We start from the raw sequence: 9,909 nt of genomic DNA, 5'->3' as shown, positions 1-9,909 counted from the left end.
ACCATCCTGCACGAGCTCTCCCACCTGCTGGTCGGTGCCGTGACCGGAGGGCGGCCGGTCGGCTTTAGCATCATACCGCGCCGGGCGGGGCAGGGTCGCTGGGTGCTCGGCTCCGTCACCATCAGTCGTCCCGGCGTCATCTCGGCCCTTCCCTCCGCGCTCGCCCCCCTGGCGCTGAACGTCGTCGCCTACTACCTCTACCGCCACTGGTGGAGCTGGTTCCCGGCCGACCTTCCTCACACCCTCTTGATGTACGTCGCCATCTACCTCTTCAGCTACAGCTCGATCCCTTCGGGTCAGGATTTCAAGGTCGCCCTCTCCAGTCCGCTCGGCGTCGCCTTCTACGCCTCCCTCACCTGCGGCGCCTGGTTCGTCTTACAGCGCTAAGGTCCCCGATTACCAGACGCGATGGGGTGTCTGGCAGTTGAATCAGGATACCTCGACCACCTCGAACTCCTTCCTGCCGATGGTAACCTGGTCGCCGGTGCTTTTGCCGATCAGCTCGCTCCCCAGCGGGGAGGCCGGGGTGATGACCATCACCTCCTCGCCGTGCACGGTCAGCTTCAACCCACCTTCCTGCGGACCGATGAAGAGGATCTTCTCCTCGCCATCCTCCGCCTCCAGCCTGACCAGGGCGGTCAGCCGGATCGGTGAGTCGTCGTCGAACTCCTGAAGCTCGAGGGACTGGTAGGCCTGCAGGGCCCGGCGCAGGTCCTGGGCGCGGTTGGCCTGTCCCTGGGCGATATAAGAGGCCTCCAGACTGAGGGTGTCGTACTTGTTGTCGGGGATATTCTCTTCGTGGGTGGCTGCTTCGTGCGCAGTCTTGGCGGCGGCGGAAAAAACGGCGAGATCGGCCGACAGTCGGTTCATGATCGCCTGGTGTATCTGAGTCTTCAGGGTGTCGATGGTGGGTTACCTTCCTTTGATGAACGATGCTGCAGGGGACTGCGGGGGAGCGGAATTCGCGTCGCTCTTACTGGAGAGGGGCATTTGACCATGTCGGCAAGAGTAAGTCAAGGGTGAGGCGGTTCAGCCCGCGGGCGTGCTGGGAACCTCTCTGATCTGAAGCTTTTCGGGTTCGGAAGTTCGTTTTTCACACCAGGAAAAGCAAATCCCCCCTGTCCCCCCTTTATCAAGGGGGGAACGTGTAGTGGAAGGGCATCGCTAATCCGGTTTCTGTGACCCCAATTACTGCGCTTTGCTCATGTGACGCCCGCACAGGACGTCGAGGGCGGTGACTCCGGCCACGGCTGCCAGGGCGGTGGCCAGCCGTCCCCTGTGGTGCTTCTTGCTTTTGGCCAGTGCCGAGCCGAGGGCAACCAGGTCCATGACGTCTCCCGCCACCCGCGCCCATAACCACGAGGCCCGGCGTCTTCCGGACAGCAGGCCGACTCCCGTTGCCATTTCCCGGACTCCGAAGGAGCGCAAAAGTCCGGGCTTTCCTTTCATCCTCACTATCTTGCCGACCGATTTGGTGGCCACAACTTCCGCCAGACCCACACAGAGGCTGAACCAGCCTAATCCGCGAGCAGCAGTATGTCTGTCCATAGCAACCTCCTCAAGTCCCTACCGGTTCCTGTTTGAGTGGACATCGGGCTACCTCTTCATCATGCTCCTTCAGGCGATTTACAGCAACCTCCTGAGGCACCTGGCTCCTCCTCTAGCGTGGGGGGTGAATTTTCGCGATCTCCCCCAGGAGGGGAGGGCGGCAGTCCCGCAAAACGGGGAGCCCTCACCCGCCCTGCGGCCACCCTTAAGGCGCGAGGGTATAAATGGTCTCCTGGCATGGTCCGATATCCTGGTTGCCTGCCCTGCCTGGTGCAGGCTCACAGGGCACCGAAGCATCTGAACACCCAGAGGTAGCCGATTATCTGGGTTGGGATGACGAATCCTAACAGAGCCAGGACCGTCCGTTTGTTGATCCGCAGGGAGCTGGGAGAAAAATCGCTGACGGCCTCGGTCATCTCCAGGACAAAGTGGGCCAAGATGACCTCCCATACGATAAGAAACGGGTACAGGTACCGTACAGCTTGAAACTTGGAACTTATCAGGAATCCCACCGCGACCACGGTGAGAGCGCCATACGTCAGGAGCACCTCTTTGGCGAGGCTCCCCTCCTGGTTCTGTCGCCGCAAGAGTAATAATGACCAGATAATCGCCAGCACTGACAGTGGCACCGCGTAGAGCCATTCCGAAAGGGTGAGGGAAGTGCTGGCATTGTACTGAGCGTAGTGGTAGGTGAATTTGTGCAAGAGATCCTTGAGGTGCTGAAATGGCATAAACCACAGGAAGGGATTGGACGCGAAAAACGCCGCGACTCCCCCTGCCACTCCCGGCAGCGGGGAGCGCAGTCCGGTCCGGTAGCAAAAGAGGGCGAAGAGCGGGCAGGCGACGAAGAGGGTGACATCGAGCCGGGTCGCCGCCGACAGCCCGATCAGGATACCAAACAGGATACAAAACCGCCTGGCAGCCGTGACCTCCTGTTTCCATAACCAGCAAGAAAGCAGAACAAAGAGAGTCATGAACGGCATGACGACGGCAACAGGGGGGGTAGCATCTATATAAAATCTGCTGAAGGTGAGAATGAAGGCAGTGGTGAACCACCACAGGGAACGGGGCTTCAGCAGGTAGCAGAGGGCTGAACAAGCCGCAGTTAATACTGCCACCAGGAAGGCGGTACTGAAGGCAAGGGCCGGATAATAGGACAACCCAGACACGAGGTGAAGCAGAGAGCCTAGCTCAAGCAGCGTGGTGCCGGGATGTCCGTATGCAGCATTGAAGTTCAATGCGGCGGGATTTCTGGTCAGCAGGAAAAAAATCTCGTGCGCCCACATCTCTCCGTCGGCAATGTAAAAGAAGAATTTGATGCTCTGGACGAAGAGGGTCGCGAGAAATACGTAAAGCGCTAACCTCTTGGCCTGATCGGAAGGGGGGGGAGTTGCACCGGGGATGTTGGCTGCATCATTTGCCATAAGGGGCGCGGGTTTGTGTAGTTGACGGTCACCGAGTTTCGGCGAGCGCTGCGAGTACTTGGTGCTTGTGATGGCAAAAACGGAAGCTGCGTTCGGTAGTTACTACGAGATGGTCACCAGCAGCGGGTGGTTGAAGCCTGATTTGACGAGAGCCTCGGCGCACGCTGCCGCTCCGGAGCAGCACGCGACGTCAAGGCCATGGCTGCGGATGAGGTGGATCAGGACGCCGAGGTTGCCGTAGAGTGCAAACCCGAAGAGGGCGCGCATCCTTTTGGCGCAGGTTTCTTCCAGTTCCTTCCCGCTCTCCTGCAGAACGGCCACGTAGTGGCTGGGGAAAGCCACCACCTTTCTGTCGAGACTGGCGATGAAGGCGTCGCGCTGGGCTGCAGCGATCTGGGAAAAGTCGGCGCCGCACCAGATGCTTTCCTTGGTGGAGATGAGAGAACGGCAGGAGAGGGGGCGGACCGGGTAGACGCTGCAAGCGCCGGACTCATTCAACAGCGGGCAGAATCCCATCTGCTGTCGGTGGAGGCGCAGGTATTCGGGGAGTTCCGTGACGCCCTGCACCAGGTCACGGAGCTTTATGGCATAAGCCTCGACCGCTTCCGCCTGGGAATCGTCCAGTTGGCGGGCAACGGCAAGCGCCTCGGCAAAGCCGGTATGCACGGCCAGGCTGCAGCAGTTGCTGCATCCCTTGCCGCAAAAAACGGTGCCACCGCTGGAACGGTAGTCACTCACCCACGAGCGCGCGAACATCTCCAGGAACATCTGCTGCTGCTTTACCAGGTCGAGAAGCTCATCTATTTTTTCGCATGTTGGCGTCATCTCTTTTCCTTCCCTTGTTGCCGTTCCGTGTCGCGGAACCTCACCCCCCCATATCACTACATCCTCGGTTTTCGGGGGCCTGGTGCGGAGTTACGTCCCAACTTGGCATCCATTTCGTCTATCCAACCCGCTTTGGCCTCGGGAAAGGCGTCCGCGTAAGGGACGTACGGCTTGATATCGAGCACGGGTGTCCCATCCAGCAGGTCCACTCCCCGAAGATGCAGGGTCTTTCCTTCGACCTTCACCAATTCCACGGCAGAGAGGCCGATAGAATTCGGGCGATGCGGGGAACGGGTGGCCAATACCCCACGTTTCGGCCCGCCTCGGGGAGGTTTCACGCTGTTTCTCCACCCTTCGCTCAGATGGAAGGCGAAGATCAACCAGACTCGCTCGAAGCCGCTCAGGTCCTGGAGGGTTTTCTCGTCCAGCCAATCGTAAAGGTCCAGGGTCGCTTCGGCGAAAGCTCCGGTTTGCGTACCTTCAACGACGGTGCTTTGGTGCGGTGCATCGATTCGGCGGGAATAGGGGGAGCGCAGGATGCCGATTGGTCGATAGGTGAGCTGGAACTCTTGGGCTTGGCCGGGGGGTTCCTGTTCCGGCAGGTCGAGAGCTGGGGCGATCGCTACATTCATGATGTGCCTGATTCGGTACGGATATCGATTGTGGTGAGGAAAGTGGGAGATTACTTGAGCATTGGCCTGTGGGTCAAGTCCAAATTCCTTGATGGCCTGTCCCCACTTTCTTTCCACTCCCCTCGCCCCCTTGGGGGAGAGGGGCAGGGGGGAGGGCGGGCCCTTTGCAGTAGATTGGGGCAACCCTCACCAGGCCGTCGGCCACCCTCTCTCCTGAAGGGGCGAGGGCCTCAGGTTAGGGTGGGGAGAGGCCTATTCATGGCCTCTCCCCTCTGGTTGCCTCGATTGCGGCTGGATCAGTCGTGCTCCCATCCCCTGTGCTTACGCTCTTCCTTCTCCTCCCGCTTCATCTCCTTGCGGTACTCCTTTTCCTCCCGTCTGGCCTCTTTCCGGTACTCCTTGTCGGCCCGTTTCTGCTCCTTCCAGGCTTCGCGCGCGGTCATGAAGTGCCTGCCGCGGTAATGGTCCCGGTCACGGCGGTAGACGTCGTACTCGGCGTTGCGGTACGCCCTGACCTTCGCCATGTCATACCTGCGCAGGCGCGGCGGAAGCTCCCGGTAGCGGGCGGGATACCACGGCCCGTGGCTTCCGGAGGCCATGAACCAGCGCCCATCGCGGTGGAGGTAGTAGTTGTTCCTGAGGTAGAAGAGGTCGTAGGGAACCCCCACTGCCACGTAAAAGCCGAGCTGGGAGGGATAGACGAAGTCGACATCATTTTCGATGACGACGGTGGCCGGAGGCGCCGGTACCACCACCGCGGCGGGGGGCGCCGGCACGATGACGGGTGCCGGTTGTGGTGCCGGGACGATGACCTGCTGCGGCTGGTTGCCGAGGTGGAGATTGATGTCGACTCCGACATTGCCGGCCAGAGCGGCCGAGGCGCCGACTGCGAGGGCGGTGGGCACGAGCAGCACCGCGAGCCGGTTGGCCCTGCTGAACTTCCTGAGCATAACTGTGATACCTCCATGGGAGAGATGACTCTTGGTCCAGGTATGTCTGTCGCCGGGAAATAAAAAAGCCGGGACGCCGCATATCCATGATATTTCGGCAACCCGGCTGTCTCGGTGAGACCCTATAGGCTTTCCGCCCCATCCTCGCGGATGGTTGAGTATTGTCGTGTATCACTCAGGTTAAAGAGTTGCTGCAATTAACCATACTTAGAAATAAATGTCAACCCGGTAACCCCATCCTCACCCTGTCCCTCCCCTTGCAGGGGAGGGGACGCGGGGGCACTTGTCAGAGGGACTTCTGCGGCTACCCCCCTGCCAGCCGCTCGCACAGATCCGTGAATGCCTTGCTGTCCACCTTCAACTCCACCGGCCTGCCGTTGTCCTGGTAGCCGATGGTGACCAGGCCGCCCACGATCTCGTGCTCCATCTCCGCGAAGAGGACGGCGCGCGGATTGATCAGGAGATTGCCGGAGCGGATGAAGCCCCTGCTCTCGAGGTCCTGTGCCATGGCTTCCTGCTCGCTCTTTTTCACCTTTTTGAAGAGCTGCTTTCGTACGGCGCTTCCGTCGAACCAGACATCGACCAGCCGCGTGTCGTCGCCGACCAGGGGATTTTCGGCCGGAGTGGTGAGCTGGGCTGCCAGTATCTTGTCGGTATTGATGTAGCGCATCGGGATCTCCTTGCTCGTTTGGTTTCACTGCAGTCGGGAGCCATTGCTGCTAGCGATAAGCACCCTTTAGAAATGTCGGAGAAGCTGGTGAAACTTACCGGTGGTTATCCTTTGACTCGAACTCGTTACCTTACAACTTCCCGGACAGGCGCTCGAACTCCTTCTTGGATCGCACGATGCAGTCCTCGATGGCCATGCCGGCGAAGTAGTTGCCGGTGACGAAGAGGTTGCCGCCGGCCAGGGCGCGGTCGATCTCTGCGGTGAGGGCATGGTGGCCGACCACCGGGGAGGGGAGGCGGCTCTCGCGCTCCACTACCTGCTGAAGCTCTCCCCTGTTTACCTTGAGCACTTCCGCGATCCGCTTGAGCTTGGCCTCCAGGGGGACCTTACCGGACTTGAAGTGGAAGGCGAAGCCGCGATACCTGGGATCGGGAACGGTGTCCCGGGAGACTGCTGAGTAGAAGTCGTCATCGGCGGCGATGATGCCCGCCACGGCCGGGACCTGCAGCTTGTCCTTGGCGACGGCCACGCCGACGGTCTCGATGACTTCCACCGGGATGCGGGCGAGTGCCGCGGAGACGGCCGGGTTGATGCCGGCGGTCAGCTTGGATGCCTCGGGAGGCGGCACGGCGACGACGAGACGGGAGCTCTCGAAGCCGCGGCCATCCGCCAGCTCGACCGCGAAGCCGTCACCCTCCTTGGCAACCTTGGTGATGTCGGCAGTGGTGACCACGGTCAGCCCCGGGATGGCGGAGAGGGTGTCGGTGATGGAGGAGAGGCCGCTCTTCATGGTGTAGCTCTTGATGACGTCTTTTCTTCTGGGGCGCTTGTTGAAGAGCATGTCGGCCGGGAAGTCGTTGGCACGCTGCGAGATGACGGCGTTGAAGGCGGGTGCGAAGACGCGCTGGTAGTTCCTGGCGCCGACGATCCGGCCGTAGTAGGAGGCGACGCTCTCCCCCTCCTTCTTGAGGGTGAATATCTGCCAGGCTGAGCTGAACAGCTCGACAAAGGAAAGCTGGGAGGGTATGCTCTTGATCTCGTTGCCCACCAGCATCTTGAAGGAGACCTTCTCGCGGGGCTGGATGTTCTGCATCAGCCCGTACTTCTCCATGAGCCCGATCAGCCCGCCGTAGGAGTTGTAGCAGGTATGGGCGCCGAGCTCTACCCAGAAGCCTGCCGCGTCGCCCTCGAAGCGATGGGAGTGAAAGCAGCCGCCAGCCCGTCCGCTCTTCTCCAGCACCAGGGTGTTGAGCCCTGCGGCGGTGGCGTAACTGGCGATGCTCAGGCCGCTGATACCTGCTCCGATGACGATGAGGTCGTACTTGATCATGTGAAGGCTCCTCTGTGGAACGGAAAACCCCATCCTCACCCTGTCCCTCTCCTTGAAGGGGAGGGGACGCTGGGGGGAGGGATTCGCAGAATGGAAGTGAAGGTAGTGACCGGCAACACGTTTTGTTGTAAACAGTATCGGAAAGACAGCTAATTAGCCTCGGCCTATATAAGCTTGACCGCCTCTGATTGTCAAGGGTTACCGACGGTTGACATTGGCTGAGGCAGCTATTACATTCAGGGGGGGAAGATTTAAGGCCTCGTGCTGTGGCAGAAACTGGATGGAAGGACCTTCGACAGGCTCAGGGCGGTGCGGGCGTGCTATTAAGGGGTGCTTCGACAAGCTCAGCATGAACGGCTAACGCAAAATCTGAAAGGACGAGAAAGTTATGGCCGAGAGGGATTACTACGAGGTGCTGGGTCTCAAAAAGGGCGCCTCGGTCGAGGAGATAAAAAGGGCGTACCGAAAGCTTGCGGTGAAGTACCACCCGGACAAAAACCCGGGCGACAAGCAGGCGGAGGACCGCTTCAAGGAGATCAACGAGGCCTACGCGGTGCTCTCCGATCCCAAGAAGAAGGAACAGTACGACCAGTTCGGCTCCACCAATTTCCACCAGCGCTTCTCGCAGGAGGACATCTTCAGAGGCTTCGACGTCGGCGATCTCTTCCGGGACCAGGGGTTCGGCACGGACGACATCTTCTCCCGCATCTTCGGCGACGCCCTGCGGCGCGGCGCGCACCGCGGCGGTGGCGGGGGGCGCGCCCACATGGCGGCCAAGGGCGAGGATTTCTCCATGGAGGTGCAGGTCACCTTCCGGGACGCCTACGACGGGGCCGACAAGCGGATCGCCTTCATGCGGGAGGGGGCGCGCGAGGAGCTTTCCGTGAAGATACCGGCCGGCATCGAGAGCGGCGCCAAGCTGAGGGTGGCCGGGCGCGGCGGGGCGGGGCGCTTCGGCGGGCCCAGCGGCGACCTCTTCCTCACCGTGCTGGTGGGGCCTGACCCTCTCTTCCACCGCGAGGGAAACGACATCGTGCTGCCGCATGAGGTCCCTTTTTCCCAGGCGGTGCTCGGGGGCGCCATCGACATACCGACCATGGAGGGGGCCAAGCGGATCAAAATCCCCGCCGGCATCCAGGTGGGGACCAAGGTGCGCCTCAAGGGGCTCGGATTCCCGATCATGGGCAAGCGGGAGCGAGGGGACATGTACGTGAAGATCGCCGTGCAGGTGCCCGAGAAGGTCACTGCCAAGCAGAAGGAGCTCATCGAGAAGCTGGCGGATGAGGGGCTGTAAGCTTTAAGTTACCAAGCGACCTTGGCAACACATCAAAGCAAATCCCCCTGTCCCCCTTTTCTCAAGGGGGGGCGTGATGGCAGAAGGTGTACATAAAGAAAGGGCTGAGGCTGCGGGGATCTTCCCCTTGGCCTCAGCCCTTTGTCTTTTCCCTTCCGGTCAGGTTTCCTCTGTGTCCCCTGTGGTCCGGCTTTAGGGGGTTGCTCTGATATCAATGGCGGCGGAGCTGTGCAGGTCCTTGACCCATTGGGAGAAACGCTCGTCGGACTTCTTCTTGTACAGCGCCTCCTCGATTTCGGCTTTCACCTCGTCGTACGGCTTGCCGACCGTTTCGGTCTTCTCCTCCAGCTTGATGATGTGCAGACCGGCCGGGCTGCGCACCACGGAGCTGATCTCGCCGGGCTTCATGGCAGCGACGGTGTCGCCGATCTCCGGCAGCATCTCGGAGCGCTTGAAGCTCCCCAGGTCTCCCCCCTCCTTGGCGGTGGTCGGGTCGCCGGAGTACTTCTTGGCGAGCTCGGCGAAGTCCTTGCCGCTGCGTGCCTCCTTAAGCACCTCGTTGGCGGCGGCCTCCGCCTTGGCCACCTCGGCCGGGGGGGCGTTCTTGTCCAGCTTGAAGAAGATGTGGCGCGCCTTGAACTGCTGGTCGAAGCCGTACTTGGCCTTGTTGGCCTCGTAGTACTCGCGCATCTCCCGCTCGCCGACCTGGATCTTGGAACGCACCTCCTGGCCCATCAGCCGCATCCGTTCCAGCTGCTCCTTGAGCTGTGCCTTGTACTGCTCGTAGCTCAGCCCCTGGCCGGCCAGCGCCTGCAGCAGAGCTTCCTGGGTCAGGTTGTTCTGCTTCTTGACGTCCTCGATGGTGCCCCTGATCTCCTCGTCGGAGACCTTGATGTCCAGTTCCTTGACCTTCTGGTCGATCAGCTTCTTGTCGATCAGCCGGTTCAGGGCGGTGTTGCGGAGACCCATCTTGGCCGAGGCCGGCAGCTTCTCGGCTTCCCTCTGCAGCTGGGAGTACTCCTTGTCCACCTCGGCGGTGGTGATGACCTCGTCATTGACGGTAGCCGCGATGCCGTCGATGACCTGGGCGGCCGGGGAGGTGATCGGTTGCAGCGCCAACAGCGCGAACAGGATGATGCCGGTGAAAAACTTTCCCATGGTAGCTCTCAAATGTAGGCTGCGGTTAGTAAAAACGGCCGGACTTTATGCCCGGCCGCCGTGGTTTGTTTGGTTCTG

The 9,909-nt window shown here is 60.9% G+C and carries 11 protein-coding genes and 1 riboswitch; of the genes, 2 read left to right on the top strand and 9 right to left on the bottom strand.

The genetic code is table 11. From position 1 onward, the window contains the following. Positions 1-387, top strand: a 387-nt coding sequence (locus tag VJ604_RS07220) for a hypothetical protein (protein WP_324081113.1), incomplete at its 5' end; no start/stop codon positions are given. Between the two features lie 42 nt (positions 388-429). Here the strand turns inward: VJ604_RS07220 and VJ604_RS07215 are convergent. From VJ604_RS07215 to VJ604_RS07180, 8 genes are all read right to left on the bottom strand, one after another. Beyond that, entirely contained in the window at positions 430-870 is a 441-nt protein-coding gene (locus VJ604_RS07215) for a GreA/GreB family elongation factor (protein WP_324081111.1), read from the bottom strand. Between the two features lie 318 nt (positions 871-1,188). Continuing rightward, positions 1,189-1,548, bottom strand: a complete 360-nt coding sequence (locus VJ604_RS07210; RefSeq protein WP_324081109.1) for a hypothetical protein — start codon at positions 1,546-1,548, stop codon at positions 1,189-1,191. 278 nt (positions 1,549-1,826) lie between these two features. Then, positions 1,827-2,972, bottom strand: coding sequence for a hypothetical protein (locus VJ604_RS07205; RefSeq protein WP_324081107.1), 1,146 nt, complete (start codon positions 2,970-2,972; stop codon positions 1,827-1,829). A gap of 102 nt (positions 2,973-3,074) precedes the next feature. Further along, a complete protein-coding gene (locus tag VJ604_RS07200; protein WP_324081105.1) occupies positions 3,075-3,797 on the bottom strand; it encodes a YkgJ family cysteine cluster protein in 723 nt (240 codons plus the stop codon). 56 nt (positions 3,798-3,853) lie between these two features. Next, the gene (gene tsaA / locus VJ604_RS07195; RefSeq protein ID WP_324081103.1) at positions 3,854-4,546 is read right to left on the bottom strand and encodes a tRNA (N6-threonylcarbamoyladenosine(37)-N6)-methyltransferase TrmO; all 693 of its coding nucleotides are present in this window, start codon (positions 4,544-4,546) and stop codon (positions 3,854-3,856) included. A 179-nt stretch (positions 4,547-4,725) separates the two neighbouring features. Beyond that, positions 4,726-5,379, bottom strand: coding sequence for a hypothetical protein (locus VJ604_RS07190; protein ID WP_324081101.1), 654 nt, complete (start codon positions 5,377-5,379; stop codon positions 4,726-4,728). Positions 5,380-5,472: 93 nt separating this feature from the next. After that, positions 5,473-5,549, bottom strand: a riboswitch (cyclic di-GMP riboswitch). A gap of 134 nt (positions 5,550-5,683) precedes the next feature. Continuing rightward, positions 5,684-6,049 carry a hypothetical protein gene (locus VJ604_RS07185; protein ID WP_324081099.1) on the bottom strand — a complete coding sequence of 122 codons (366 nt, stop codon included), beginning with the start codon at positions 6,047-6,049 and terminating at the stop codon, positions 5,684-5,686. Between the two features lie 130 nt (positions 6,050-6,179). Then, positions 6,180-7,379 (bottom strand): protoporphyrinogen/coproporphyrinogen oxidase, encoded by a 1,200-nt coding sequence (locus tag VJ604_RS07180; protein ID WP_324081097.1) that lies wholly within the window; start codon positions 7,377-7,379, stop codon positions 6,180-6,182. Between the two features lie 388 nt (positions 7,380-7,767). Between VJ604_RS07180 and VJ604_RS07175 the strand changes: the two genes are divergently transcribed. After that, positions 7,768-8,673, top strand: a complete 906-nt coding sequence (locus VJ604_RS07175; RefSeq protein ID WP_324081095.1) for a DnaJ C-terminal domain-containing protein — start codon at positions 7,768-7,770, stop codon at positions 8,671-8,673. A 192-nt stretch (positions 8,674-8,865) separates the two neighbouring features. Here the strand turns inward: VJ604_RS07175 and VJ604_RS07170 are convergent, their stop codons facing one another. Continuing rightward, entirely contained in the window at positions 8,866-9,831 is a 966-nt protein-coding gene (locus VJ604_RS07170; protein WP_324081093.1) for a peptidylprolyl isomerase, read from the bottom strand. Positions 9,832-9,909 lie beyond the last annotated feature (78 nt).

The sequence above is a fragment of the Geomonas sp. genome, from assembly GCF_035254065.1.
In the GTDB taxonomy this organism is placed as follows: domain Bacteria; phylum Desulfobacterota; class Desulfuromonadia; order Geobacterales; family Geobacteraceae; genus Geomonas.
This window is presented reverse-complemented; position numbering and strand designations above follow the sequence as displayed.

Excerpts from the sequence above, each read along its gene's own strand:
- VJ604_RS07180 (WP_324081097.1), bottom strand. The coding sequence starts at position 7,379 with ATGATCAAGTACGACCTCATCGTCATCGGAGCAGGTATCAGCGGCCTG.
- VJ604_RS07200 (WP_324081105.1), bottom strand. The coding sequence starts at position 3,797 with ATGACGCCAACATGCGAAAAAATAGATGAGCTTCTCGACCTGGTAAAG.
- VJ604_RS07175 (WP_324081095.1), top strand. The coding sequence starts at position 7,768 with ATGGCCGAGAGGGATTACTACGAGGTGCTGGGTCTCAAAAAGGGCGCC.
- VJ604_RS07210 (WP_324081109.1), bottom strand. The coding sequence starts at position 1,548 with ATGGACAGACATACTGCTGCTCGCGGATTAGGCTGGTTCAGCCTCTGT.
- VJ604_RS07215 (WP_324081111.1), bottom strand. The coding sequence starts at position 870 with ATGAACCGACTGTCGGCCGATCTCGCCGTTTTTTCCGCCGCCGCCAAG.
- VJ604_RS07185 (WP_324081099.1), bottom strand. The coding sequence starts at position 6,049 with ATGCGCTACATCAATACCGACAAGATACTGGCAGCCCAGCTCACCACT.
- VJ604_RS07170 (WP_324081093.1), bottom strand. The coding sequence starts at position 9,831 with ATGGGAAAGTTTTTCACCGGCATCATCCTGTTCGCGCTGTTGGCGCTG.
- VJ604_RS07190 (WP_324081101.1), bottom strand. The coding sequence starts at position 5,379 with ATGCTCAGGAAGTTCAGCAGGGCCAACCGGCTCGCGGTGCTGCTCGTG.
- VJ604_RS07205 (WP_324081107.1), bottom strand. The coding sequence starts at position 2,972 with ATGGCAAATGATGCAGCCAACATCCCCGGTGCAACTCCCCCCCCTTCC.